This is a genomic window from Kitasatospora sp. NPDC088742, assembly GCF_055584905.1.
In genome coordinates this window covers 25654-50624 of the sequence record NZ_JBVJLD010000059.1, presented here as the reverse complement: position 1 = coordinate 50624, position 24971 = coordinate 25654, and the positions used below count along the sequence as shown (strand labels likewise).

At 72.9% G+C, this 24971-nt stretch carries 20 protein-coding genes and 1 pseudogene; 12 read left to right on the top strand and 9 right to left on the bottom strand.

Annotation, left to right across the window (positions count from 1 at the left end):
* The 3 genes and pseudogenes from ACZ6ZR_RS33520 to ACZ6ZR_RS33510 all read left to right on the top strand — a co-directional run.
* Positions 1–231 (top strand): annotated as a pseudogene (locus ACZ6ZR_RS33520) (polyprenyl synthetase family protein); the annotation flags it as partial.
* A 98-nt stretch (positions 232–329) separates the two neighbouring features.
* Positions 330–1184, top strand: coding sequence for a DUF1254 domain-containing protein (locus ACZ6ZR_RS33515; protein WP_465648909.1), 855 nt, complete (start codon positions 330–332; stop codon positions 1182–1184).
* A gap of 22 nt (positions 1185–1206) precedes the next feature.
* Positions 1207–1872: a GAP family protein gene (locus tag ACZ6ZR_RS33510; RefSeq protein ID WP_465648907.1), complete on the top strand. Its 666-nt coding sequence runs from the start codon at positions 1207–1209 to the stop codon at positions 1870–1872.
* A gap of 16 nt (positions 1873–1888) precedes the next feature.
* On the opposite strand, the gene ACZ6ZR_RS33505 is transcribed toward ACZ6ZR_RS33510, so the two are convergent.
* Positions 1889–3652, bottom strand: a complete 1764-nt coding sequence (locus ACZ6ZR_RS33505; RefSeq protein WP_465648905.1) for a BACON domain-containing protein — start codon at positions 3650–3652, stop codon at positions 1889–1891.
* 156 nt (positions 3653–3808) lie between these two features.
* On the opposite strand from ACZ6ZR_RS33505, the gene radA reads away from it, so the two are divergent.
* Together radA and disA are read left to right on the top strand one after the other, a co-directional pair.
* Entirely contained in the window at positions 3809–5350 is a 1542-nt protein-coding gene (gene radA / locus ACZ6ZR_RS33500) for a DNA repair protein RadA (protein WP_465648903.1), read from the top strand.
* A 137-nt stretch (positions 5351–5487) separates the two neighbouring features.
* On the top strand, positions 5488–6594 hold the full coding sequence (gene disA, locus ACZ6ZR_RS33495; protein WP_465648901.1) for a DNA integrity scanning diadenylate cyclase DisA: 1107 nt from the start codon (positions 5488–5490) through the stop codon (positions 6592–6594).
* 7 nt (positions 6595–6601) lie between these two features.
* Here disA and ACZ6ZR_RS33490 read toward each other — a convergent pair whose 3' ends face one another.
* The gene (locus ACZ6ZR_RS33490) at positions 6602–7219 is read right to left on the bottom strand and encodes a helix-turn-helix domain-containing protein (RefSeq protein ID WP_465648899.1); all 618 of its coding nucleotides are present in this window, start codon (positions 7217–7219) and stop codon (positions 6602–6604) included.
* A 121-nt stretch (positions 7220–7340) separates the two neighbouring features.
* Between ACZ6ZR_RS33490 and ACZ6ZR_RS33485 the strand changes: the two genes are divergently transcribed.
* Together ACZ6ZR_RS33485 and ACZ6ZR_RS33480 are read left to right on the top strand one after the other, a co-directional pair.
* Complete coding sequence (locus tag ACZ6ZR_RS33485; protein WP_465648897.1) at positions 7341–8591, top strand: MFS transporter; 1251 nt, start codon at positions 7341–7343, stop codon at positions 8589–8591.
* 207 nt (positions 8592–8798) lie between these two features.
* Positions 8799–8990, top strand: a complete 192-nt coding sequence (locus tag ACZ6ZR_RS33480) for a hypothetical protein (RefSeq protein ID WP_465648895.1) — start codon at positions 8799–8801, stop codon at positions 8988–8990.
* Here the strand turns inward: ACZ6ZR_RS33480 and ACZ6ZR_RS33475 are convergent.
* Positions 8977–9957, bottom strand: a complete 981-nt coding sequence (locus ACZ6ZR_RS33475; RefSeq protein ID WP_465648893.1) for a GlxA family transcriptional regulator — start codon at positions 9955–9957, stop codon at positions 8977–8979. The two genes, ACZ6ZR_RS33480 and ACZ6ZR_RS33475, sit on opposite strands and share 14 nt — an antisense overlap.
* An 82-nt stretch (positions 9958–10039) precedes the next feature.
* On the opposite strand from ACZ6ZR_RS33475, the gene ACZ6ZR_RS33470 reads away from it, so the two are divergent.
* The gene (locus ACZ6ZR_RS33470) at positions 10040–10633 is read left to right on the top strand and encodes an MBL fold metallo-hydrolase (protein WP_465648892.1); all 594 of its coding nucleotides are present in this window, start codon (positions 10040–10042) and stop codon (positions 10631–10633) included.
* 56 nt (positions 10634–10689) lie between these two features.
* Here ACZ6ZR_RS33470 and ACZ6ZR_RS33465 read toward each other — a convergent pair whose 3' ends face one another.
* Both ACZ6ZR_RS33465 and ACZ6ZR_RS33460 read right to left on the bottom strand, forming a co-directional pair.
* Positions 10690–11898 carry a S8 family peptidase gene (locus ACZ6ZR_RS33465; protein ID WP_465648890.1) on the bottom strand — a complete coding sequence of 403 codons (1209 nt, stop codon included), beginning with the start codon at positions 11896–11898 and terminating at the stop codon, positions 10690–10692.
* A 346-nt stretch (positions 11899–12244) separates the two neighbouring features.
* The gene (locus ACZ6ZR_RS33460) at positions 12245–13129 is read right to left on the bottom strand and encodes a hypothetical protein (protein ID WP_465648888.1); all 885 of its coding nucleotides are present in this window, start codon (positions 13127–13129) and stop codon (positions 12245–12247) included.
* 216 nt (positions 13130–13345) lie between these two features.
* Between ACZ6ZR_RS33460 and ACZ6ZR_RS33455 the strand changes: the two genes are divergently transcribed.
* Entirely contained in the window at positions 13346–14242 is an 897-nt protein-coding gene (locus ACZ6ZR_RS33455) for an HhH-GPD family protein (protein ID WP_465648886.1), read from the top strand.
* Between the two features lie 61 nt (positions 14243–14303).
* On the opposite strand, the gene ACZ6ZR_RS33450 is transcribed toward ACZ6ZR_RS33455, so the two are convergent.
* Positions 14304–15863, bottom strand: coding sequence for an MDR family MFS transporter (locus tag ACZ6ZR_RS33450; RefSeq protein WP_465648884.1), 1560 nt, complete (start codon positions 15861–15863; stop codon positions 14304–14306).
* A 133-nt stretch (positions 15864–15996) separates the two neighbouring features.
* Here ACZ6ZR_RS33450 and ACZ6ZR_RS33445 point away from each other — a divergent pair, with 133 nt between their 5' ends.
* A complete protein-coding gene (locus ACZ6ZR_RS33445) occupies positions 15997–16611 on the top strand; it encodes a TetR/AcrR family transcriptional regulator (RefSeq protein WP_465648883.1) in 615 nt (204 codons plus the stop codon).
* A gap of 51 nt (positions 16612–16662) precedes the next feature.
* Here ACZ6ZR_RS33445 and ACZ6ZR_RS33440 read toward each other — a convergent pair whose 3' ends face one another.
* Positions 16663–17490, bottom strand: coding sequence for a M23 family metallopeptidase (locus ACZ6ZR_RS33440; protein ID WP_465648881.1), 828 nt, complete (start codon positions 17488–17490; stop codon positions 16663–16665).
* Between the two features lie 379 nt (positions 17491–17869).
* Between ACZ6ZR_RS33440 and ACZ6ZR_RS33435 the strand changes: the two genes are divergently transcribed.
* The gene (locus ACZ6ZR_RS33435) at positions 17870–18412 is read left to right on the top strand and encodes a hypothetical protein (protein WP_465648879.1); all 543 of its coding nucleotides are present in this window, start codon (positions 17870–17872) and stop codon (positions 18410–18412) included.
* Between the two features lie 58 nt (positions 18413–18470).
* Entirely contained in the window at positions 18471–19589 is a 1119-nt protein-coding gene (locus ACZ6ZR_RS33430; RefSeq protein ID WP_465648877.1) for a threonine aldolase family protein, read from the top strand.
* Between the two features lie 85 nt (positions 19590–19674).
* Here ACZ6ZR_RS33430 and ACZ6ZR_RS33425 read toward each other — a convergent pair whose 3' ends face one another.
* Both ACZ6ZR_RS33425 and ACZ6ZR_RS33420 read right to left on the bottom strand, forming a co-directional pair.
* The gene (locus ACZ6ZR_RS33425; RefSeq protein ID WP_465648875.1) at positions 19675–22032 is read right to left on the bottom strand and encodes an immune inhibitor A domain-containing protein; all 2358 of its coding nucleotides are present in this window, start codon (positions 22030–22032) and stop codon (positions 19675–19677) included.
* Between the two features lie 361 nt (positions 22033–22393).
* Positions 22394–24907: an ATP-dependent Clp protease ATP-binding subunit gene (locus ACZ6ZR_RS33420; RefSeq protein WP_465648873.1), complete on the bottom strand. Its 2514-nt coding sequence runs from the start codon at positions 24905–24907 to the stop codon at positions 22394–22396.
* Positions 24908–24971: the final 64 nt, after the last annotated feature.

The following is a 24971-nucleotide window of genomic DNA, read 5'->3' as shown; positions in this document are numbered from 1 at the left end:
GCGGGCGCCCGGCTGGCCGAACTCTACGCGGTGGAGCGCGCGTTGACGGAGGAGGAGCTGCTGGAGGCCGCCGAGGCGGTGGACCGGGCGGGCGGCCGGGCCTGGGCCCAGGGCGAGTCCTGCGAGCGGATGGCCGCCGCCATCGGCCACCTGGCCGACGCCGTGCCGGACCCGTCGGCCGCCGACGACCTGCTGGCCCTGGCCGAGCTGGTGACCAGGCGCTCCTTCTGAGGGTGCGGCCCGGCGGGGTGACCGCCGTCGTCCGGTGCGTCACGCGTGTCCGGGCCGGGCCGGGCGCATAGCATCCGATCCGTATGGTTCGTGATGGTATGTCCGAAAACGGGGAGCGCGGCGGCATGGGCAATCCGGCACTGGTGGACCCCGGGACGGTCCGACGGACGGCGGCGGAGGCCTGGAGCTGGGGGCGTCCCCTGCTGGAGGGCTACCGCCTGCTCTACCCGGAGGCGGTGGACGAGGCCGACCCGGGCCACGCCGGCGGCTTCGGCCGGTTCGGGCGCCACCGGACGGCGGAGGGCCCGTACGCCCGGGCCTGGCTCGACCTGCGGACCGAGCCCTGGGTCCTGGAGCTCCCGGCGGCCGGCCCCGGGGTCTCGGCCACCGTGCAGGAGCTGGACTCCTCGCTGATCGGCACCCTCATCTGCGGCGCCCGGCCCGTCCGCTACCTGATCGCCGCGGCACCGTACGGCGGGGCGCCGGTGTTCGCCGAGAGTGCCGCGTACGGGGACGAGCCGTACGAGGGGGTGCTGCGCGCCGAGGGGCGGCTGGTCCGGGTCACCGTCCGGGCCGAGGCACCCTGCGGGGGCGGGGTGCTCCTGCTGCCGCTCAGCGCCCACCACGGCGAGCCGCCGGCCCCCGCGCCGGAGCCGGTCTGGCCGGTCTGGCGGGACGAAGTGCTGACCGGCCCGGACTACTTCGTGCTGCTGGACTTCCTGCTCGGCTTCCTCCCGCTCCCGGCCGACCCGTCGGCCCGCCCGGCCGAGCGTGACCTGCGCCGACGGCTGGCCGAACTCGGCATCGGGGGAGGGGACTTCGAGCCCGCCGTGCTCCCGGTCGAGCTCCGCGAGGAGATGCTCGCCGGCCTCCGCGAGGGCCGCCCGTCCGCCATCGCCACCGCCCCTGCCGCAGCCACCGCCACCGCCCTGTCCGGCCGGTCGTCGGGCTGACGGGCCGTCGGGAGGAGCGCCCGTGGGCGAGGCCATCGGGGCGGTGCTGGCTTCGGCCGTCGGCATCGCCTTCGGCCCGGTGCCGCTGATCGCGGTGGTGCTGGTGCTGGCCACCCCGAGGGGGCGGTCCAACGGCGCGGCGTTCGCGGCCGGTTGGGTGCTGGCGCTGGCCGCCGTCACCACCGCGGCGGTGACCGCCGCGTCCGCCTGGGGGCTCGGCGGTGACCGGGCCTGGTGGGTGAAGCTCACGGCCGGGCTGGCCCTGCTGCTGCTCGGCCTCGGGCGGTGGCGGAGCCGCCCGCGCCAGGGCCACGTGACCCGCCCGCCCCGCTGGATGCGCGAGGTGGACCTGCTCACCCCCGGCCGGGCGGCGGCCCGGGCGGCCGCCCGGGTGGTGGCCGACCCGGTGAACCTGGCGCTGACGGCCGGCGCCGCGGTCTCCGTCGCCGCCACCGGCGCGGGCCCCGGTGGCCGGGCGGCGGCGGTGGCGGTGCTGGTCCTGACCGGTTCGCTCGGCACCCTGCTGCCGCTCGCCGTCCACCTGTCGGGCGGCGCGACGCGGACCGCCGCCACGCTCGGGGAGTGGAAGGCCTGGACCTCGGCCCACCGGGCGGCGATCGCCACCGTGGTGCCGGTGGTCCTCGGCGCCGCCTACGCGGGGGACGCACTCGCGGGCCTGACCGCCTGAGGGGCCTGCCGACCCGTCAGGACGGGCTCGGGCTCACCGACGGCGACGGGGTGCCGGACGGGGAGGGTGCGGGGCTCGGGTCGGCGGATGGAGAGCCGGACGGCGTCGGCGTCGGTGTGGGGGTCGGGGTGGGCGTCGGAGTCGGCTCGGCGGTGGGGGACCGGCTGGGCTCCGGTGCCGGGGAGGGTGTCGGGGAAGGCGTCGGGGCCGGGGAGGACGAGGGGGCGGGGGAGGTGGGCTGGGTCGGTACGCCACGGTCGGACGGGCCGCCTTCCAGGGTGACGACGGCTTGGGAGGGGAGCAGGGCGATCCGGGCCCGCCAGGGGTGCTGCGGGGCGAGGTCCTGATCGACCGTCACGGTGAGGGTGATCCGCTGGGAGGGCTCCAGGGTGCCGGAGTCCCGGCTGAGCCGCAGCCACGGGGCGTCGCTCTCGGCGTGCCAGTGCAGGGTGGTGGAGCCGGAGTTGACCAGGGTGATCACCGTGCGCTCGCCGAACTCCTGCGCTTCGACGGTCAGTTGGCCACCGCCCTGGGGTGCTGCCGGGGCGGCGGGGGAGGGTGTCTCCAGCCGGGGCGTGGTGTGGTCCAGCCGCACCGCGTTCCGCGAGGGCACCGGGACGGCGGGGCCCAGCACCGAGGGGAGCAACGTTTCTGCGCCTGCGGGCAACGCACCGTCCGCGCCCCCGTTCGCGGCCCCCGTCACCGCTCCGGCCAGCGCCAGGCCGGGCTCGGGGGCCGCGCCCCGGTCCACCGCCGGCTGGGGGGCGTGCGGGGCCGAGCTGGGCGCCGGGGTCTCCACCCGGACCGAGGAGACCGAGCTGGCCGTACCGGAGCCGTCGTCCGAACCCCGGTGCGCGCCCCAGAGGGCCACCACGGGCGCGGTCAGCACGGCGGCCAGCACGCCGGTGGTGATCACCCGCTGACGGACCGCGGGGCCGCGCAGCCGGCGCGGCGCCCGGTGCCGGGGGAAGCCCTGCCGGTCGAAGCGGAGCGTCTCCTCCTCCGGCCCGGCCTGACGGCGCGTCACCAGCCGTTCCCGCAGCACCCCGGGCGCGCGCAGCAGCGGCAGCCCGGGCAGCGCGGCCAGCCCGGAGTCCAGCTCGCCGGAGACCCGCTCGGCGGTGCCCCGGCAGGTCGGGCACTCGACCACGTGCCGCACCAGCTCCCGGCGCAGCGCCGGGCCGAGCACCCACTCCCGCCAGTGCTCCGCCCCGGCCCCGCCCAGCTCGGCCAGCACCGGGCAGCTGCCCACACCGAGCACCAGCAGCGCCACCCTGGTCCGCCAGACCTCGGCCTCGGCGGCGGCCAGCAGCCCGTCCGCCTCCGCCGCCGGGAGCCCGAGCACGGCGGCCACCTCGGCCGGGGCCAGCCGGTGACGGACCGCCAGCTCCAGCGCCTCGCGCTGCTCCGGGGACGTCCCGGCGCCCTCCGGCCAGGCCAGCGAGGCCAGCTCACGGCGGTGCTCCCGGCTGACCGGGGCGCGCCCGGCGGGCGGTGCGCCCCGGCCCGGGCCCTCGCCGGGGCCACCCGGGCCCTCGGCCAGCCGACGCAGGCAGCAGTGCCGGGCCAGCGAGTACAGCCAGGCCCGGCGCAGCTCGGGTGCGCCCAGCCGGGCGTCGTGGCGCAGCGCCAGGTCGCGCACCTCGCGGACGGCGGCCACGGCGGCGTGGTGGTCGCAGAGCACCGAGAGGCAGTAGGTGAACAGCCCGTCGGCGTACTGCTCGTAGGCTGCGGCCGTCGATCCGGTGCCGGCGGCCTGGGGCGTGGGGGAGGTCGACACCCTTCCGACGCTAGGCACCGGCCCGTGCGCCGGGGCGGAATCGGGCCCCTTGTACTTCTTTCGGGTAACAACACCAGCCGCACCGTCACCTTCGCGCACCCCCGTAATCTGCCGCGCGCCCCCTGGTTGTCGGTGGCAGCCGTTACGGTGTGGGCCATGGCTGCCCGTACCAAGACCACCGCCAAGCCGCGCCCGGCCTACCGCTGCACCGAGTGCGGGAACGTGGTGCCCAAGTGGGTCGGCCGCTGCCCGGAGTGCAACGCCTGGGGCACGGTCGAGGAGTACGGCGCGGTGCCGATCCGCACCACCGCGGCCGGGCCGGTCAGTTCGCCGGCCATGCCGATCGGCCAGATCGACGGGCAGGTGGCGACGGCCCGCTCCACCGGCGTCCCGGAGCTGGACAGGGTGCTCGGCGGCGGCCTGGTGCCGGGCGCGGTGGTGCTGATGGCCGGTGAGCCCGGCGTCGGCAAGTCCACCCTGCTGCTGGACGTGGCGGCCAAGGCGGCCACCGCGCAGCACCGCACGCTCTACGTCACCGGCGAGGAGTCGGCCGGCCAGGTCCGCCTGCGCGCGGACCGGATCAACGCGCTCTCCGACCACCTCTACCTGGCCGCCGAGTCCGACCTCGGCGCCGTGCTCGGCCACATCGACACCGTCAACCCCGGGCTGCTGGTGCTGGACTCGGTGCAGACCATCGCCTCCGCCGAGCTGGACGGCGCGCCCGGCGGCCCGGCCCAGGTCCGCGAGGTGGCGGCCGCGCTGATCCGGGTCTCCAAGGAGCGCGGCATGGCCACCCTGCTGGTCGGCCACGTCACCAAGGACGGCCAGATCGCCGGGCCGCGCCTGCTGGAGCACCTGGTGGACGTGGTGCTGAGCTTCGAGGGGGACAGGCACGCCCGGCTGCGCCTGATCCGCGGCGTCAAGAACCGCTACGGCGCCACCGACGAGGTCGGCTGCTTCGAGCTGCACGACGAGGGCATCGTCGGCCTGGCCGACCCGTCCGGGCTGTTCCTGACGCGCCGTGACAAGCCCGTCGCCGGCACCTGTCTGACGGTCACCCTGGAGGGCAAGCGCCCGCTGGTGGCCGAGGTCCAGGCGCTGATGGTGGACTCGCAGATCCCCTCCCCGCGCCGGACCACCTCCGGTCTGGAGTCGCCCCGGATCGCGATGATCCTGGCGGTGGTGGAGCGGCACGGCGGGGTGAAGCTCGGCAAGCAGGACATCTACACCGCCACCGTCGGCGGGGTGAAGCTCACCGAGCCCTCGGCCGACCTGGCGATCGCCCTCGCGGTGGCCTCCTCCTCCACCGACACCCCGCTGCCGAACAACCTGGTGGCGATCGGCGAGGTCGGCCTGGCGGGCGAGGTGCGGCGGGTGACGGGCGTTCAGCGGCGGCTCGCCGAGGCGCACCGGCTGGGCTTCACCCACGCCCTCGTGCCGCCGGACCCGGGCAAGGTGCCGCCGGGCATGAAGGTGGTCGAGGTCTCCGACATCGGCGAGGCGCTGCGGGCCATCCCGGGCCGCCGCCGCGCCGCGGCCAAGCCGAAATCGGACGCCGCCGGGGCCGCCAACGGGGCCGCCGCCGCCCCGGCCGCGCGCCAGACCACCCGTCAGAGCGCCCGCCAGGCCCCGGTCGCGGCCTATCCGGAGGAGCTGATGGAGGGGTGGGAGCCGGTCGACTCCGACGAACTCATCTGACCCTGGCCCCGTTATTGCCGCACGCCGTTAGACTTTCCCCTGTTTAATCGGCAGAAGCATCAATGCAGTAATGCAATAACGAGAGACAAGACCGCCGGGCACCAAGCCGAGCGGTCCGGGTCTACCGGAGGAGTCACGTGGCAGCCAGCGACCGGGCGGACAAGTCCTCCCGCGAGGAGGCCCTGCTGCGGGCCTCCCTCAGTGCCATCGCCCCGGGCACGGGACTCCGGGACGGGCTGGAGCGGGTGCTCCGGGCCAACACCGGCGGGCTGATCGTGCTGGGCTTCGACAAGACCGTCGACGCCATCTCCACCGGCGGGTTCGTGCTGGACGTGGAGTTCACCGCCACCCGGCTGCGCGAGCTGTGCAAGCTCGACGGAGCGGTGGTGCTGGACAAGGACATCACCAAGATCCTCCGGGCCGGCGTGCACCTGATGCCGGACTCCACCATCCCCACCGACGAGACCGGCACTCGGCACCGCACCGCCGAGCGGGTGAACCGGCAGACCGGGTACCCGGTGGTCGCGGTCTCGCACTCGATGCGCCTGATCGCGATGTACGTCAACGGCACCCGCCGGGTGCTGGAGGACTCCACCACCGTGCTCTCCCGGGCGAACCAGGCGCTGGCCACCCTGGAGCGCTACAAGCTCCGCCTGGACGAGGTGGCCGGCACCCTCTCCGCCCTGGAGATCGAGGACCTGGTCACCGTCCGGGACGTCACCGCGGTGGCCCAGCGGCTGGAGATGGTCCGCCTGATCGCCGCCGAGATCGCCGGCTACGTGCTGGAGCTCGGCACCGACGGCCGCCTGCTCTCGCTCCAGCTGGACGAGCTGATCGCGGGCGTCGAGCCCGAGCGCGAGCTGGTCGCCCGGGACTACTTCCCGGAGCGGGCCGCCAAGCGCGGCAAGACCGTCACCGACGTGCTGTCCGACCTGGAGGCGCTCACCCACGCGGAGCTGCTCGACCTCCAGACGGTGGCCAAGGCCTTCGGCTACCCCGGCACCCCCGAGTCGCTGGACTCGGCAGTCTCGCCGCGCGGCTACCGCCTCCTCGCCAAGGTGCCGCGTCTGCCGAACACGGTGATCGAGCGGCTGGTCGAGCACTTCGGCGGCCTGCAGAAGCTGCTGGCCGCCTCCATCGACGACCTGCAGACCGTCGAGGGCGTCGGCGAGACCCGGGCCCGCTCGGTCCGCGAGGGGCTCTCCCGGCTCGCAGAATCGTCCATCCTGGAGCGCTACGTCTGACCGGTGGTCAGTCCTCGGGCGCGGGGTCGGGCTTGACGGCGTAGAACAGGCCCAGCAGGGTGATCTCCACCGCGTCCGGGTCACTGCTGTTGCCCTCGGCGAGGACCTCGTCGACGGCCGCCCGCAGCCGGTCCCGCAGCACCAGCGCGCGTTCCGGGCGCACCCGCAGACTGAGGTGGCTGAACAGCCCCGGGTGGGTGACCTGCCCCGGGGTCTCGGCGGGCATCCCGAGCCGCCCGGCCTGGTAGAGCGCCTGGTACTCGTCCCGGACCGAGTCGACCGTGGCGAGCAGCGCCCGTAGCGCCTCCGGCCGCTCGGCCGATCCCCCGGTGAACACGGACGGGGAGATCCGCAGCGACTTCTGCCCGAGCAGGTAGCGGCTCTCGGTGATGCCCGAGACCAGCCGGGTGCCGGCCACCAGGATCAGGCCGACCTGCTCCAGCTGCTTGACGTGCCGGTAGAGCTTGGTGGGCGGCTCGTCCAGTGCGGCGGCGATCTCCTTGACCGTCAGTTCCTGCGGCTCGCGCCGGTAGAGCGCGTTCATGATCGCGATCCGGACCGGGTCGGCGAGCGCCTTGAGGGTCGCCACGTCGTCGACCTCACGCTCCGTCAGTTGCTCCACCATGCGGTCATTAACCCACGGGCATCAACCCTTGTGCAAACGGTCACGTCTCTGCAATCGTTCACTCAAGCGTGAATGGTTGCAAGGGAGTGACCGTGCGCTGATCTGTGAACGGGGTGGGCGCATGACCAGTACGTACCTGGAGACCGAGCCGGAGGCCGAACCGGAGCTGGTGCCGCTACGCCGCAACTGGCGCTTCCAGGCGCTCTGGAGTGGCGCCGCCGCCTCCATGCTCGGCACGATGGTCGCCGACACCGCCTACCCGCTGCTGCTGCTCGCGATGACCGGCTCCCCGACGCTGGCCGGGGCCTTCGGCGCGGTCCAGTTCACCGTCTCGCTCCTGCTCGGCCTGCACGGCGGCGCCCTGGCGGACCGTCAGGACCGCCGGGTGATCCTGATCGTCAGTGACGCCGTCCGGGTGCTCGCCACCCTCAGCGTCCCGGCCGCCCTCTGGCTCGACCGGCTCACCGTCCCGCACGTCCTGGCGGTGGCCGCCGTGCTCGGCGCCACCATCGCCTACGCCGGGCCGGTCCGGATGCTCGCGGTCCGCTCGGTGGTGCCGCCGAGCCAGCTGCGCCAGGCGCTCACCCAGGACGAGATCCGGGTCAACGGCGCCTCGCTGCTCGGCCCGCCGCTGGGCGGCCTGCTGCTCGGCCTCGGCCGGGCCGTCCCGTTCCTGGCCGTGGCGGTCGGCTCGCTCTACGCCCTGGCCACCGCCTGCCTGGTCCGCTTCGACGGCCGCCCGGCGGGTGACGGCGGATCAGCGGGCGGCGGCAGCATGCTGGACGGCCTGCGCGAGCTCGGACGGAACCGGCTGATGTGCTCGGTGCTCGCCGTGATCGCCCTGATCAACCTGGCCGGTTCGACCAGCCTGCTGCCGGTCATGGTCCTGCTGCGGGACCACGGCGTGAGCACCACCGGCACCGGCCTGGTGCTGGCGGGCGAGGCGGTCGGCGGCCTGCTCGGCGCACTGCTGGTCCGGCCCCTGCACCGGTGGTTCGGGCCGGGCGTGCTGGCGCTGCTGGTGACCGGGGGCATGGTCCCGGTGCTCCTGGTCCCGTACCTCACCTCCTCCCCGGCGGCCCTGTTCGCGGCGCTGGTGGTGCTCGCCCTGGGCGTGCCGGCCCTGCGGGTGATGCTCGACCTGCTGGTCTTCCAGCGGGTGGCCGACGAACTGCGGGGCCGGGTGATCGCGGCCTCGATGACGGTCCTGATGCTCGGCGTCCCGCTGGGCATGTTCCTGGGCGGAGCCCTGCTGGACCACTTCGCCGCCCGTACGGTCCTCGGCGGCGTGGCGGGCGCCCTGACGGTGGCCCTGCTCGCGATGGCCGCCCCCCGCCGACTCCGCACGGCGAAGTGGCCGACGGCGGGTTAGTGCCCCGGAGGGGTCGCCCTGGGGCGCGGGGCTCTGCCGATCTGCGGCTCCGGGGTGCTGGTGGTGCGGCGGGCGGCCTCGGCGAGGGGCACGGTGCGGTCGAGGCTGACCTTCGGGCCCGGGTCGAGCTGCTCCAGCAGTCGTAGAGGGCCAGGACCTGGGGCCAGTCGGTCTCCTCCACGCGCGCTCTCCGACCCTGCTCCGCCCGTGGACCTCTTCAGTGCCGTCGTCGCGCTGACCGTCGGGATCGCCGAAGATCCCTGGCTTCCTGCGAGTAGTGCCCGGGACGGCGCCGGTGACTGGCGCAGACTCCCCATCCCGCACGGGCGTGGCCTGGTCGAGTACGTCATCGACGCCCACCGCCGCGTCGTGCTCCTCACGCGCATCATCCCCCTCTGAGCTTCGGGCCGGCCGAGAAGGTGCGCCGGTAGACCGTCGGGGGGACGCCGCGGCGGCGGACGAACTGTTCGCGGAGGACGGCGGCGCTGCGGTAGCCGACCAGGTGGGCGATCTCCTCGACGGGGTGGGTGATGGTCTCCAGGAGCTCCTCGGCGCGGGAGAGGCGGAGTTCGAGGAGCCAGGCGTGCGGGGTGGTGCCGGTGGCGGCGGTGAAGCGGCGGGCGAAGGAGCGGCGGCTCATCAGGGCGCGGCGGGCCAGTTCGGTGACGGGGAGCGGCTGGTCGAGGTGGGCGCGGGCCCAGGCGAGGACCTCGGCGAGGCGTTCGTCCTCGGTGTCGGCGGGGACGGGGGCGGCGAGGTACTGGGCCTGGCCGCCGGCCCGGTGCGGGGGGAGGACCAGGTCGCGGGCGATGGCGTTGGCGGTGGCCGCGCCGTACTCGCGGCGCAGCAGGTGCAGGCAGAGGTCGAAGCCGGCCGCCGCGCCCGCGCCGGTCACGATGCTGCCCTCGTCCACGTAGAGCGCCTCGGGCTGGACGGAGACCTCGGGGTGACGGTCGGTCAGCAGCTCGGCGAAGCGCCAGTGGGTGGTGGCCCGGCGGCCGTCCAGCAGTCCGGCGGCGGCCAGCGCGAAGCTGCCCACGCAGTGCGCGCCGACCAGGGCGCCGCGGGCGTGGGCGGCGGTGAGGGCGGCCAGCACGGCGGGCGGCGGCGGGGTGCGGAAGTCGGACCAGGGGAGGAAGAGCACCAGGTCGGCGGCGGCCAACCGGTCCAGGCCGTGGGCCACCTGGACCGGGACGCCGACGTCGGTGGGCACCGGGCCGGGGTGCTCGGTGCAGAGGGCGAAGTCGAAGCGGGGCAGCCCGCCGCCGCGCTCGGCGAAGACCTCGGCGATCACCCCGACCGCGAGCAGTCCGACCCCGGGCGGGGCGTAGGCGGCGATGGAGCGGAAGGGAGCGGGGGCGGACACGTGGGCAGTGTGGCACGAAACCCGCGATCGGTGGCATCACGGCCACTCGTCGGGAAGCCGCAGGTCGGTGAGGCTCTACGGCATGACCACTGACGCACCTTCGGGCCGCAGCGCCTCCTTCACCGTCCTGACCACCGGCTACACCCTCTCCACCGGCCCCGGCGTGGCCGCCACCGTCTCGTACGTGACCGACGGGGGCCGGCACGTGGTGGTGGACCCGGGCATGGTGGCCCACCGCGACCGCATCCTCGGCCCGCTGGCGGAGCTCGGCCTGACGGCGGATCAGGTCACCGACGTGGTGCTGAGCCACCACCACCCGGACAACACCATGAACGTCGGCCTGTTCGGCGAGGCCGCCGTCCACGACCACAAGGCCGAGTACCGGGCCGACCAGTGGACCGACCGGGACGCCGAGGGCCACCAGCTCACCCCCTCCCTGCGGCTGATCCGCACCCCCGGCCACAGCCCGGAGGACATCACGCTGCTGGCCGGCACCCCGGAGGGCGTGGTGGCCTTCGTCGGCGACCTCTGGTGGCGGCCCAACGGCCCGGTCGAGGACCCGGTCTCCCCCGACCAGGCGGTGCTGCGGGCCTCCCGCGAACGCGTGCTGGCCGCCGCCGACCTCATCGTCCCGGGCCACGGCGCCCCGTTCCGGGCGGCCGACGCGCTGCTCTAGGCACGACGCCGCCCGCCGCGGCCGAGGGGGCCGGGCGGGCAGCGGGTGAGGGGACGTCAGCCCACGACGCGGAGCAGCTTGTTGGGGCTGCCGGTGCCGATGCCGGTGAGGACGTTCGGGGTCGCCGCCGCGACCAGGGCCGAGGAGACCGCGGCCGGGGTGGCGGTGGTGTGGGTGGAGAGGTAGACGGCGGCCGCGCCGGCCACGTGGGGGGTGGCCATCGAGGTGCCGGAGATGGTGTTGGTGGCGGTGTCGCCGGTGCCCCAGGACGAGGTGATGGAGGAGCCGGGGGCGAAGAGGTCGACCCGGCTGCCGTAGTTGGAGAAGCTGGAGCGGGCGTCGGTGGCGGTGCTGGAGCCGACGGTGAGGGCGGTCGGGACGCGGGCGGGGGAGTAGTTGTCGGCGTTCGCGTTGGAGTTGCCGGCGGCCACCGCGTAGGTGACGCCGGAGGCGATCGAGGCGGCCACCGCGTTGTCCAGGGTGGTGGAGACGCCGCCGCCCAGGCTGAGGTTGGCGACGGCGGGCTTGGCCGCGTTCTTGGTGACCCAGTTGACCCCGGAGACCACTCCGGCGGTGGTGCCGGAGCCGTTGTTGTCGAGCACCCGGACGCCGACCACCTTGGCGGCCTTGGCGACGCCGTACTTGGTGCCCGCGATGGTGCCGGCCACGTGGGTGCCGTGGCCGTTGCCGTCCTGGGCGACGGCGTCGTTGTCGACGAAGTCCCAGCCGTTGGCTGCGCGCGGGGCGAGGTCGGTGTGGCTGACCCGGACGCCGGTGTCGATCACGTACGCGGTGACGCCGGCGCCGGCCGCGTTCGGGTAGGTGTAGCTCTGGTTCAGCGGCAGCGCGGCCTGGTCGATCCGGTCCAGGCCCCAGGACGGCGGGCTGGCCTGGGTGGCGGTGACGGTGAAGACCTGGTTCTGCTCGACGCCGGCCACCGACGGGTCGGCGGCCAGGCGGCGGGCCTGAACGGCCGTCAGGCCCTCGACGGCGTAGCCGTTCAGCGCCCGGTCCCAGACCTGGGTGATCCGGCCGCCGCGCTGGACGGCCAGGGCCTGGGCCTTGGCCGAGGAGGAGGCGAGGCCGGAGATGGGCTTGAGGGTCACCAGGTAGCTGCCGGGTATCGCCGACGGGGTGCCGGCCTGGAGCACCACGCCCTCGGCGGGGGCCGCGAAGGCGGGGGCGGTGACGGCGCCGGAGAGGGCCGCGGTGGCGACGGCGGCGGCCAGGACGGCGACCGCGCGGCGGCGGGTGTGCTGTGCCATGAGAGGGGTCCTCCTCGTCGGTGGAGCGGGGTGAGTGAGGACCAGCCTGAGGTCTTGGCGGTACGCCGACGAAGGGGCTTTCTCGTCGTCATGTACCGGACACGGAGTCGTAGTTCGGGGTTGGCGCGAAGCCGGGCGAATGCACACCGAGCGGGCCGCCGGACACACCCGGGAAGGGCTCCGTTCACGGTGACGTGACGCCCCGGACGCGCGTCGGCGGCCCGTTCTGGCCGGAACCCGTCGGGAGGAACGGGTGGAGCCCCGCCGGACCGGGGCCCGACGGGGCTCCACGGGGGGAGGAGATGGCCGCTAGTGCCGTGCCCGGCAAGGTTTGCCGGGCACGGCACTAGTTGTCGAGGCGGATCAGGGCGCGGGCCGAGACCGGGCCGCCGGCCGGGCCGGTGAGCGCGGCCTGGACCAGGTAGCGGCCGAGGGGGGCGGGGGTCGCGTCCGGGGTGGCGCACTGGGGCTTGGAGCGGCCGCGTTCCCAGGTGAAGGTCTCGGTCAGGCCGGTGCCCGCGCCGAGCTGTACCCAGGTGTCCTGACGGTCCGTCGGGCAGTCGCCGGAGGACCAGACCCGCTCGTTGGACTCGGCCAGCGTCACGGTGACGGTCGAGGCCAGGCGGCCGAGGTTGACCCGGCAGGCGCCGGTGGAGGTGTTGCGGACGGTGAGGGAGAGGCGGGGCTTCTCCTTGGCCTTGTAGGCGTCCTGACTGCCCGCCAGCTCCAGCGAGAGCTGCCCGGCCGCGCAGACCGGGAGGGCCATCACCTCGGCGGTGTTCACCGGGAGGGGGCTGCCCGGGCCGCCGGTGCCGCCCGCGGCTCCGCCGCCGGTCGCGCTGCCGCCGGCCGCGCCGCCCGTACCGCCACCGCTGCCGCCGCCGGTCGTGCCGGTGCCGCCGGTGGTCAGGCTGACCTCGCCGCCGCCGGAGCCGGAGACCCCGCCGCTGCCCGTGGAGCCGCCCGAACCGCCCGAGCCCGAACCGCCGGAGCTCGAGCCGCCGGGGCGGCTGTCCACGGCCGGGCCGGTCGGCGAGGCGCCCGGGGTGATCGACTGCACCGGGGCGGGCTGGGCGCCGCCCTGCTTGCCGGACTTCCCGTCGCCCCCGGACCCGGGGAACAGCCAGTAGACCAACGCCGACACGACGACGAGGGCCACGAGCACGACGATCCGCCGCCGCCAGTAGATCGACGCCGGCAGCGGTCCCACGGGTTGACGCAGAGAAGGCACGGGCAAACTCTACGAGACCCGGAGGACCCGATGGTGCATCAACACCGGTCTGGCGTCGCTTCCTTCACATCATCCGTGTTTTGGTCCGCCCGGGTGAGCCCCCGCCGCCGCCCGGGTGAGCCCCGGCGCGCCCTCCCGACCGGCGCGGACGCCGCCCGGCGGCCCCCACCGGGGCGTTTGGAGGCCCGGCGAGCCCGGTGCGAGGATGGCCGGGCCATGGCTGCCACCACCACTGAGACCTCCGCCCCGCTGCTCCACTCGACCGTGCTCGACTGGTACGCGGCCAACGCCCGTGACCTGCCCTGGCGCACGCCCGAGGCGAGCCCCTGGGCGGTCCTGGTCAGCGAGTTCATGCTCCAGCAGACCCCGGTGAAGCGGGTCCTGCCCGCGTACGCCGCCTGGCTGGAGCGCTGGCCCACCCCCGCCGCGCTGGCCGCCGACGCGCCCGGCGAGGCGGTCCGGATGTGGGGCCGGCTCGGCTACCCGCGCCGGGCGCTGCGGCTGCACGCCGCCGCCACCGCGATCACCGAGCAGTACGGCGGCGAGGTGCCCGAGGACCACGCCGCACTGCTCGCCCTCCCCGGGGTCGGCGAGTACACCGCCGCCGCCGTGGCCTCGTTCGCCTTCAAGCAGCGCCACGTGGTGCTGGACACCAACGTCCGCCGGGTCTTCGCCCGCGCGGTCACCGGCGTGGAGTACCCGGCCCAGGCCACCACCGCCGCCGAACGCCGCACCGCCACCGGCCTGCTGCCGGAGGACACCGCCACGGCGGCGGTCTGGGCGGTTGCGGTGATGGAGCTCGGCGCGCTGGTCTGCACCGCACGCGGCCCGGAGTGCGGGGCCTGCCCGCTGCGGCGGCGGTGCGCCTGGCAGGCGGCGGGGTGCCCGCCGTACGAGGGCCCGGCCCGGCGCGGGCAGACGTACGAGGGGACGGACCGTCAGGTCCGGGGCAAGCTGCTGGCGGTGCTCCGGGACGCGCACGGGGAGGTCCCGCAGGCCCGGCTGGACGCGGTCTGGCCGGACCACGTGCAGCGGGCCCGCGCGCTGGACGGGCTGGTCGCCGACGGTCTGGTGGAGCCGGTCTCCCAGGGGGTCTACCGGCTGCCGCAGTAGGCGCCGCACACGGAGGGGCCCGGTCCGTACGGACCGGGCCCCTCGCCGTTCTGACGGTGCGTTACTCGGCGAGCACCGGCTCGCCGGCGCCGCGCAGCGGCACCTCGCGGAGGAAGACCGAGGCGACCACCGCGACCAGGCTGATCACCGCGCCCCAGACGAAGACGGTGTGGATGCCGTTGGACACCGCGTGGTGGAAGGCGTCCTGGACCGGCGCGGGCAGCGCCCGGACGGCCTCCGGGCCGAGCTGGGCGATGTTGCCAGAGCCCTTGGAACCCGCGCCGGCGCCGGCCTCGGCCATGGTCGAGGTGACCCGGTCGTTGAAGAGGGCGCCGAACAGGGCCACGCCGAAGGAGCCGCCGATGGTGCGGAACAGGGTGGCGGTGGAGCTGGCCACGCCCATGTCCTTGAGCTCCACGCTGTTCTGCGCGACCAGCATGGTGACCTGCATCAGGAAGCCCATGCCCGCGCCGAGCACCACCATGTAGCAGGAGGAGACGAAGCGGCTGGTGTCGGTGCCCAGGGTGGAGAGCAGCAGCGAGCCACCGGCCATCACGGCGGTGCCGATCATCGGGTAGATCCGGTACTTGCCGGTCTTGGTGATGGCCTGTCCGACCTCCAGCGAGACCACCAGCATGCCGAACATCATCGGCATCAGCTGGAGGCCGGAGGAGGTGGCCGAGGCGCCCTGCACGTGCTGCTGGTACAGCGGCAGGAAGGTGACGGCGCCGAACATCGCGAAGCCGACGATGAAGCCGATCACCGAGACCATGGCGAAGTTGCGGTTGCGGAAGAGCGTCAGCGGGAGCATCGGCTCCTCGGCCTTCTGCTCCGCGTAGACGAAGGCGATCAGCGAGGCGACGGCCAGCGCGGCCAGGCCGAGGATCTGCTTGGAGCCCCAGGCGTACTCCTGGCCGCCCCAGGTGGTGATGAGCACCAGCGAGGTGATGCCGACGGTGAGCAGCGCCGCGCCCAGGTAGTCGATCTTCGCCTTGGAGCGGACCGTGGGCAGCTTCAGGGTGACCACGATGAAGGCCAGCGCGACCACGCCGAGCGGCAGGTTGATGTAGAAGGTCCAGTGCCAGCTGAGGTGGTCGGTGATGAAGCCGCCGATCAGCGGGCCGCCGACGGTGGCCAGCGCCATCACGGCGGCGAACATGCCCTGGTACTTGCCGCGGTCACGCGGGGCCACCAGCGCGCCCATGATCGACATGACGCCGACCATCAGACCGCCGGCGCCCAGGCCCTGCACGGCGCGGAAGGCGATCAGCTGGCCCATGGACTGCGAGAGGCCGGAGAGCGCCGAGCCGAGCAGGAAGATCGCGATCGAGATGACGAAGGTGCCCTTGCGGCCGTAGAGGTCGCCGAGCTTGCCCCAGATCGGGGTGGAGGCGGCGGTCGCCAGGGTGTAGGCGGTCACCACCCAGGAGAGGTGTTCGGCGCCGCCGAGGTCGCCGACGATCGTCGGCATCGCGGTGCCGACGATCAGGTTGTCCAGCATCGCCAGCAGCATGGCGACCACCAGACCGATCATCACCAGCCGGATCTCCCGGGGGCTGCGCGGGGTCGGGTCGGCTGCCGGAGCGGGCGGCTCGACGGTTTCGACCTGCTGTTTCGACATGGGTGGGAACTCCCTGCACTACCGCGGCCGGGTTACTTACTTGCCGCCCGGCTAGTTGATGGACCTGTGGCACGGTAAGGTGTCCTTGTCCTGGCGTCAAGCCGATTTCCGATGGAGCCGAGGCCGCCCACCGATGAGCACGACGCAGAGTCCGCGCAGCGGCACCAGGGGACGCATCGTCGAGGTCGCCCTGGAGCTTTTCTCCGAGCAGGGGTACCAGGAGACCTCGCTCCGGGAGATCGCCGACCGGCTGGGTGTCACCAAGGCCGCGCTCTACTACCACTTCAAGACCAAGGACGACATCGTCCACGGCATCATCGAGCAGGCGGCGGCCCCGATCGACGAGGTGATCGCCTGGGGCGAGGGGAAGCCCTGGACGCCCGAGCTCCGGGACGAGCTGATCCGCCGCTTCGCCTCGGGGGCGGCCGACCGGGCACCGCTGCTGCGGTTCTTCCACGAGAACCAGCCGGCCCTGCGGGACTCCTCCGCCGGGCTGGAGTTCAAGGACCGCATGGTCGCCATGATCAAGCTGGTGCACGGCCCGGAGGCGACTCCCGAGGACCGGCTCCGGGCGGCGATGGCGCTGTTCGCCTTCCACACCGCGCTCTTCCTGCTCAAGCAGGACCTGGCGGCGGGGCCGGAGGCGCTCTGCGAGACCGGCACGGTGACCAGCCTGGCGCGGGCGACCGACGCGGCGCTGGTGGTCGCGCTGGAGATCGCGGAACGGATCGAGCCCCCGCGCGCCTGAGCGTCACGGGGGCCCGTTCTCCTGATGTCGGACCAGAAGCCTGACGTCGGATCAGAAGCCGACCGCGCCGTGGCCCTTGAGGTACGCGAGCGGGTCGATCACGGCCGCGTAGCGGTTGGCCGAGCGGATCTCGAAGTGCAGGTGCGGGCCGGTGGAGTTGCCGGTGGTGCCGGCCTTGCCGATCTGCTGGCCCGCCTTCACGGTCTGACCCGCCGTCACCCCGAGCGAGGACAGGTGCGCGTACTCGGCGAACTTGCCGTCGGGCAGCTTGAGCACGATCTCGTTGCCGTACGCGCCGTCCCGGCCGGCCGAGACCACGGTGGCGTCGGCCACCGCGAGCAGCGGGGTGCCGGTGCTCACCGCGAAGTCGGTGCCGGTGTGGTAGCCGGCCGCGTAGCTGGCGTTCTTGCCGCCGTAGGGGTTGCTGATCCGCGCGCCGGGGGCGGGGGAGTACCAGGACGGGGCCGGGGCCTCCTGCGGGGCCGGGGCGGCCTGCGGGGCCGGGGCGGCCTCCTGGGCGGGCGCGGGGGCCTCCGCACGGGCCTGCGACCGGTCGGCGGCCTGCTCGCCCTCGTGGGCCTCGGCCTTCGCCGGGGTCAGGAGGAGGTTGTCCGCGATCGAGACGGCGGCCTGCGCGGAGGCCGAGTGCGGCAGCTCGTACTTGCCCGGGTGGGTGAGCTCGACCGGGGCGGTCGGGTCGGTGTACGCCGGGGCGGTGAAGAGCGAGGAGCCCGGGGTGGTCGGCTGCACGGTCTGCGCGGCGGCGGTGCCCGGCATCAGCAGCGCGCCGGAGGCGATCGCCAGGGCGCCGGTCCAGAGCACGACCGGGCGGTGGGCGGTGAGCCGGCTCTTGGCGGCGTGGAGCAGGGACGTCGTCATGGTGGCAGCACCTCGTGGCAGCTGGACGGATGGGGACCAGACAGGTCTAAACGGACATCGGGTGCAGCCCCAAACGGTGTGACGTACGACGGTGGGTAGTGCGTCGGGCGGGCCCTTGACGGATCCGCCGGTCCGGGGGCGCCCCCGTCGGCTACTACGGCGGCTCGTAATCCCGGTCGGCCTGTGACGAGGCCCACCGCCCTACCCCCTCCGGCGGGATGCCAACCGTGAGGGCGGTCACAGGGCTGACGGAGTCGGGGGGACTTTCCGGGCAAGCCGGACGGGTGTGCGGGAAGTGTGAACTCGTGTGCGAACCTCGCGGTAGCCTCCGCGCACCCAGAGCTTCGGGACATCCCCCGACCGAGCCGGAACAGGTCGCATGAGACACCTCCGTACTGCCCTCCGCACCACCCTGCTCGCGGTGGCCGCCACCGCCCTCGCCGCCTGCGGGCCCGGGACCGTCACCCCGGTCAAGGCGCCGCCGAGCCCGGCCGCCGTCTCCACCCCGGCCGCCTCGCCGACGCCCAGCCCCACGCCCACGCCCACGCCCACGCCGACGGTCGTGGAGACGCCGACGCAGGCCCCCGCGGCGGTGACCCCGGCGGCCGTCCCGCCGCCTGCCGCACCGCCGGCCACCACCAAGGCGGCCACGCCGAAGCCGGCCACCACGGCCCCGGCCGCGCCGAGGACCACCGCCCCCGCCGCCCCGAAGCCGGCCGCCACCACGCCCGCCACGCCCGCCGCGCCGAGGACCACCGCCCCCGCCGCGCAGGTCTGCGAGATCAAGTCCAACGCGGGCAACTGCTACAACGACGGCCAGTTCTGCCGGAAGGCCGACCTCGGGCGCTCCACCCACGACCGCAACGGCGAGTGGATCACCTGCAAGGTGGACGGTTCGGTCTACCGCTGGATCGCCGCCTGACGGCTCGCCCCGTCCGCGAGCCTGTCGTTCCGGCCGGCGCTGGGGCAGCATCGTTCGTATGACCGATTCCTCGCTCGCGGCCCTGCGGGACCGCCGCTTCACCGCCTTCCGCCGCTGCGGGCGGCTGCTCTCGGGCGGCCGCCCGTTGTCGCTCCGGGAGCGCATGGCCGCCCTGACCGCCGAGGCCGAGACCGTCGGACTCGATCTGGACGTCCGCCCCGACATGTACGGGGACGGCGTGGTCCGGGCCCTTGAGCAGCGCGTCGCCGAGCTGCTGGGCAAGCCCGACGCGGCCTTCTTCCCGACCGGCACGATGGCCCAGCAGATCGCCCTCCGGTACTGGGCCGACCGCACCGGCAGCTCCGTGGTGGCCATGCACCCGCTGGCCCACCCCGAGCGCTGGGAGCGCCGCGCCTACCAGCGCCTGACCGGCCTCTCCGCGGTCTGGCCCACCAAGGAGCCGCGGCTGCCCACAGCGGAGGAACTCCTGGGCTGCGAGGAGGAGTTCGGCACCCTGATGCTCGAACTCCCGCTCCGCGACGCCGGGTTCATCCTGCCGACCTGGGAGGAGCTGACCGCCGCCGTCGGCGCGGTGGAGGGCATTCGGGTCCACCTGGACGGGGCCAGACTCTGGGAGTCGGTGCCCCATCTGGGCCGCCCGCTACCGGAGATCGCCGCCCTGGGCGACTCGGTCTACGTCTCCTTCTACAAGACCCTGGAGGGCATCAGCGGCGCCGCGCTGGCCGGGCCGGAGGCCTTCGTGCGGGAGGCCAAGGTCTGGCGCCACCGGTACGGCGGCCAGCTCTTCCAGCAGTGGCCGGCCGCGCTCTCCGCGCTGGCCGGGCTGGAGCGGGTGCTGCCGGAGCTGCCGGCCTACGTCGCGCACGCGAAGGTGGTGGCGGCCGCCCTGGCCGGGACGGCCGGGGCCCGGGTGGTGCCCGAGGTGCCGCACACCCACCAGTTCCAGCTCTGGATGCCGTACGGCGCAGGGGAGTTGAACGAGGCCACGGTCCGGCTGGCGGAGGAGCAGGGCGTCGGGCTGTTCGGCCTGTGGATCGACGGGCCGGTGCCGGGCTGCGCGCTGACCGAGGTGACGGTGGCGGCCGAGGCGATGGAGTGGACGGCGGAGGAGATCGAGGAGGCCGTCACGGACCTGCTCGGCCTGCTCCGGAAGTGACCGGAGGTCAGACGCACTCCGGCCCCGCCGGGACGAATCCCGGCGGGGCCGAAGTCACCTGCTTACCACGTCAGTTGAGCGGAGCTCACTTGCCGGGGCTGACCAGGACCAGGGTCTCGAGCTTGTTCCAGCTCTCGTAGAGGACCGAGATCGCGGTGTTGGTGTTCGGGACCTGGACGGAGGAGAACTGCGTCGAGGCGTCCCAGTACTTGTTCTTCGCGTCGTTGAAGGACGAGACGCCCTTCGAGGACGGGATGGTGGTGAGGACGTCCGCCTTGTGGAGCTTCAGGCCGTCGGTGCGGTCGAAGCCGAAGGTGGAGTCGTAACCCTGCAGACGCGGGCGCATCGTGCTGCCGTCGGCCCACTTCAGCGGGGTCGGGTGCGAGTCGACCGGCAGGATCAGGCCGGAGCCCGGGTGGTTGGTGACGTTGTTGTCGGTCTGCGACTCGTCCCACAGCCAGACCAGAAGACCGTTCTGGTTGGCGTAGTGGTCGACCCAGTCCGGCTTCACCGTGGAGCCGAAGACGTACGGACCGGTCTTCAGCATCTCGTCGTACGAGATGTACTGACGGTTCTCCACCAGGTAGTGCTGGGCGTAGTCCTTGGAGAACTTGCCGTTGATGCGGGAGAAGCCGTCGGCCTTCCAGCCGTTGTCGCCGCTCTCCGCGTTGTCGGTGAAGACCTGGGTGCCGTTGGCGGTGATGGCGATGTTGTCGAGGGCCAGGCCCTTCTCGTGCACGCCGCCGTCGGTGGTGTAGTGGAAGCGGACCTTGACGGCCTTGCCCACGTAGGGGTTCAGGTCGAAGGCGAGGTCGCCCCACTGGCCGCCCGAGTTACCGGTCAGACCGGCCTTGTTGCCCGGGTTGAGCGGGATGGCCGTGCCGTTCCAGGTGCCGTTCAGGCCGACCCAGTTGGCGCCGCCGTCGGTCGAGACCTCGGCGTAGGCGTAGTCGTAGTCCTGCTCGATCTCGTACCAGCCCTTGGCCGTCAGCGAGGCCGAGGTCTTGCCGGTGAGGTCGAGGTCACGGGTCAGCGCGACGTTCAGGTCGTCGGCCGAGCCGCTCCACCACTCACCACTGCCCTGGAAGGGAGTGTTGATGTCGGTGGTGACGGTCTTGCTCGGCAGGTCGACGACGAGGCCCTGCGGGCGCTTGTTGTTGTACTCGGCCGGGCCGAGGAGGTGGGCGGAGAGCTTGCCCGCCTTGGCCTTCTCGAAGTCGAACCAGCCCAGCTTGAGCTTGGACCAGGCGTCGAGGTCGGCCGGCTTGTCGCCGATCGAGTTCTTGCCGGTGCCGAGCCAGGAACCGGACGACATCAGCGACCAGAAGCCGACCGAGTTGTCGTTGCCGGAGCCGGTGGTGTCGTAGAGGTCCGGCAGACCGAGGTCGTGGCCGTACTCGTGGGCGAAGACACCGAGGCCACCGTTCTCGGCCTGCATGGTGTAGTCGCCGACCCAGATGCCGGTGTCGCCGGCCTGGGTGCCACCGAGCTTGTTGTCCGCCGGGCCGGTCTGGCCCTGGAGGGCGCCGTAGGCGTACGAGCGGTGGGCCCAGAGCGCGTCGGTGCCCTGGGCACCGCCGCCGGCGGACTGGTCCTCACCGGCGTGCACGATCTGGAAGTGGTCGACGTAACCGTCGGGCTCGTTGAAGTTGCCGTCGTGGTCGAAGTCGTACCGGTCCCACTGGTCGTACTGGGCCAGGGTGGCCTTGACCTGGGCGTCCGTCTGGCCCTTGGCCTTCTGGTCCGCGACCCAGGCGTTGACGCCGTCGCGGATCAGGTCCTGGGCGTTGTTGCAGACGTGCTGGCCGCAGTAGTCCGAGCCGTAACGGGCCTCGTTCCACGGCACCTTGACCCAGTCGGTGACCTGGCCGTCGACCGAGTAACGGCCGGAGGACTGACGCTCGTAGTAGGTCTTGAGCGAGTCCTGGGTCTTGCTGAAGTACATGTCCTGGTAGTGCTGGCGGTTGTAGTCCGCCCGCCAGTCCGTGGAGTTGTCCTTCGCGCGGTCCGGCTGCGGGATCTGGTTCCGCTGCGGGCCGGGGGTGCCACCGTACTTGAGCTTGCCGTCGGGCAGCTTGGTGGTGTTGTCCACCTGGTCGGAGAACTCGACCAGGATGGTGAAGATCTTGTCCGTGCGCTCGCGGGCGAGCTCCACGTACTTGTCGCGGCCGAGCTTGATGCTGGTGCCGCCGTTGTGCTTCTCGACCTTGGCGGTACCGGCGAGCAGCTGGTCCAGAGCGGCCTTCTGCTCGGCCTCGACCTTGGCGCTCAGCGGGCCGGCAAGGTTGTGGTCCACGGACGCGGTCTGCACCGCGTCGGCCGGGTCATTGCTGACCGGGACGACCGGGGCGGCCGTGGCGGAGGCCGGCAGGAGCCCCGCGCCGAGGGCGGTGATGACCGCCGCGGCAGCGGTCGCCGAGGCAACCTTCTTGGATATGTTCAACGTGGTGACGTCCTCCCCATACCGGCCGAGCTCTTGGCTCCGCCGGTGAACCAATGAAAGACAGGTGGACGTCATTTGATCCAAGCGTGGATGAAAAAGAAAGACCTTGACCATGACATGGTCACGGCGCTATGCTCCGCCGCTCCGATCAGCTGATCATGCGTCAACTGCCGGGGCCTTCCCCGCCGCTGAGCCTGTCCATCGCGTACGGACCACCGGCGCCATCCGTCGAACGGCGGGGATCGGGGTGCGGTTCATCACAGGAATTGTGACCTGGAGATGAAGAGGCGGGCATAGCGAAAGGGCCCCCGCGCCGGTGTTATGACCGGTGCGGGGGCCCTTTCGGAACCTGCAACAAACCTTACTTGGTGAGGTCCGGACCCGCCGTCACGGTGGCGGGGGAGTCGGCCACGGGGGACTTCTCCTCACCGCGGAAGGTGAACTTCGCTTCCTTGCCCTCGCCCTCGACGCCGACGACCACGATGTGGCCGGCGCGCAGCTCGCCGAAGAGGATCTTCTCGGACAGGTGGTCCTCGATCTCGCGCTGGATCGTGCGACGCAGCGGACGCGCACCCAGCAGCGGGTCGTAACCACGCTTCGCCAGCAGCTTCTTGGCCTCGATGCTGAGCTCCAGGCCCATGTCGCGGTCCTTGAGGCGGCCGTCCACCTTGTCGATCATCAGGTCGACGATCTGGATGATGTCTTCCTCGGACAGCTGGTGGAACACCACGATGTCGTCGACGCGGTTCAGGAACTCGGGGCGGAAGTGCTGCTTGAGCTCCTCGCCGACCTTCGCCTTCATCCGCTCGTACCCGGTGGTGCTGTCACCCGTGGCCGCGAAGCCGAGGTTGAAGCCCTTGGAGATGTCCCGGGTGCCGAGGTTGGTGGTCATGATGATGACGGTGTTCTTGAAGTCGACCACCCGGCCCTGGGAGTCGGTCAGGCGACCGTCCTCCAGGATCTGCAGCAGCGAGTTGAAGATGTCCGGGTGCGCCTTCTCGACCTCGTCGAAGAGGACCACCGAGAACGGCTTCCGGCGCACCTTCTCGGTGAGCTGGCCGCCCTCCTCGTACCCGACGTAGCCGGGCGGGGAGCCGAAGAGCCGGGAGACGGTGTGCTTCTCCGAGAACTCCGACATGTCGAGCGAGATCAGCGCGTCCTCGTCGCCGAACAGGAACTCGGCCAGCGTCTTGGACAGCTCGGTCTTACCGACGCCGGACGGGCCGGCGAAGATGAACGAACCGCCGGGACGCTTCGGGTCCTTGAGGCCCGCACGGGTGCGCCGGATCGCCTGGGAGAGCGCCTTGATGGCGTCCTTCTGGCCGATGACGCGCTTGTGCAGCTCGTCCTCCATGCGCAGCAGGCGGGAGGACTCCTCCTCGGTCAGCTTGAAGACCGGGATGCCGGTGGCGGTGGCCAGGACCTCGGCGATGAGCTCCTCGTCCACCTCCGCGACGACGTCCATGTCGCCGGCCTTCCACTCCTTCTCCCGCTTCGCCTTCGCGGTGAGGAGCTGCTTCTCGTCGTCGCGCAGCGAGGCGGCCTTCTCGAAGTCCTGCGCGTCGATCGCGCTCTCCTTCTCCCGGCGCACGTCGGCGATCTTCTCGTCGAACTCGCGCAGGTCCGGCGGCGCGGTCATCCGGCGGATGCGCATCCGGGAGCCGGCCTCGTCGATCAGGTCGATCGCCTTGTCCGGCAGGAAGCGGTCCGAGATGTAGCGGTCGGCCAGGGTGGCGGCGGCGACCAGCGCGGCGTCGGTGATGGACACCCGGTGGTGCGCCTCGTAGCGGTCCCGCAGGCCCTTGAGGATCTCGATGGTGTGCGGCAGCGACGGCTCCGCGACCTGGATCGGCTGGAAGCGGCGCTCGAGCGCCGCGTCCTTCTCCAGGTGCTTGCGGTACTCGTCCAGCGTGGTGGCACCGATGGTCTGGAGCTCACCGCGGGCCAGCATCGGCTTGAGGATCGACGCGGCGTCGATCGCACCCTCGGCGGCGCCCGCGCCGACCAGGGTGTGCAGCTCGTCGATGAACAGGATGATGTCGCCGCGGGTGCGGATCTCCTTGAGCACCTTCTTCAGGCGCTCCTCGAAGTCACCGCGGTAGCGGGAGCCCGCCACCAGCGCGCCGAGGTCCAGGGTGTAGAGCTGCTTGTCCTTGAGCGTCTCGGGAACCTCGCCCTTGACGATGGCCTGGGCCAGGCCCTCGACCACGGCCGTCTTGCCGACGCCGGGCTCACCGATCAGCACGGGGTTGTTCTTGGTGCGGCGGGACAGCACCTGCATGACCCGCTCGATCTCCTTCTCGCGCCCGATCACCGGGTCGAGCTTGGCCTCGCGGGCGGCCTGGGTGAGGTTGCGCCCGAACTGGTCCAGGACCAGCGAGGTGGAGGGGGTGCCCTCGGCCGGACCGCCGGCGGTGGCCGACTCCTTGCCGCCGGACTGGTAGCCGGAGAGCAGCTGGATGACCTGCTGGCGCACCCGGTTGAGGTCGGCGCCGAGCTTCACCAGGACCTGGGCGGCGACGCCCTCGCCCTCGCGGATGAGGCCGAGCAGGATGTGCTCGGTGCCGATGTAGTTGTGACCGAGCTGCAAGGCCTCGCGGAGCGAAAGCTCCAGCACCTTCTTGGCCCGCGGGGTGAAGGGGATGTGGCCGGACGGGGCCTGCTGGCCCTGGCCGATGATCTCCTCGACCTGCTGGCGCACGGCCTCCAGGGAGATCCCGAGGCTCTCCAGGGCCTTGGCGGCGACGCCCTCGCCCTCGTGGATCAGGCCCAGGAGGATGTGCTCGGTGCCGATGTAGTTGTGGTTGAGCATCCGGGCTTCTTCCTGAGCCAGGACGACAACCCGCCGCGCGCGGTCGGTGAACCTCTCGAACATCGTTTATCGCTCCTCAGAGCGGTCGGGCAGTTCGGGGACTGTCCCCGCCCTGTCCTTCCGCATG

Bases quoted from the DNA above. Each gene is read 5' to 3' on its own strand.
- ACZ6ZR_RS33515 (WP_465648909.1), top strand. From the start codon at position 330: ATGTCCGAAAACGGGGAGCGCGGCGGCATGGGCAATCCGGCACTGGTG.
- ACZ6ZR_RS33430 (WP_465648877.1), top strand. From the start codon at position 18,471: ATGACCGATTCCTCGCTCGCGGCCCTGCGGGACCGCCGCTTCACCGCC.
- ACZ6ZR_RS33465 (WP_465648890.1), bottom strand. From the start codon at position 11,898: ATGGCACAGCACACCCGCCGCCGCGCGGTCGCCGTCCTGGCCGCCGCC.
- ACZ6ZR_RS33490 (WP_465648899.1), bottom strand. From the start codon at position 7,219: ATGGTGGAGCAACTGACGGAGCGTGAGGTCGACGACGTGGCGACCCTC.
- ACZ6ZR_RS33470 (WP_465648892.1), top strand. From the start codon at position 10,040: ATGACCACTGACGCACCTTCGGGCCGCAGCGCCTCCTTCACCGTCCTG.
- ACZ6ZR_RS33440 (WP_465648881.1), bottom strand. From the start codon at position 17,490: ATGACGACGTCCCTGCTCCACGCCGCCAAGAGCCGGCTCACCGCCCAC.
- ACZ6ZR_RS33450 (WP_465648884.1), bottom strand. From the start codon at position 15,863: ATGTCGAAACAGCAGGTCGAAACCGTCGAGCCGCCCGCTCCGGCAGCC.
- ACZ6ZR_RS33420 (WP_465648873.1), bottom strand. From the start codon at position 24,907: ATGTTCGAGAGGTTCACCGACCGCGCGCGGCGGGTTGTCGTCCTGGCT.
- ACZ6ZR_RS33435 (WP_465648879.1), top strand. From the start codon at position 17,870: ATGAGACACCTCCGTACTGCCCTCCGCACCACCCTGCTCGCGGTGGCC.
- ACZ6ZR_RS33455 (WP_465648886.1), top strand. From the start codon at position 13,346: ATGGCTGCCACCACCACTGAGACCTCCGCCCCGCTGCTCCACTCGACC.
- ACZ6ZR_RS33445 (WP_465648883.1), top strand. From the start codon at position 15,997: ATGAGCACGACGCAGAGTCCGCGCAGCGGCACCAGGGGACGCATCGTC.
- ACZ6ZR_RS33485 (WP_465648897.1), top strand. From the start codon at position 7,341: ATGACCAGTACGTACCTGGAGACCGAGCCGGAGGCCGAACCGGAGCTG.
- radA (WP_465648903.1), top strand. From the start codon at position 3,809: ATGGCTGCCCGTACCAAGACCACCGCCAAGCCGCGCCCGGCCTACCGC.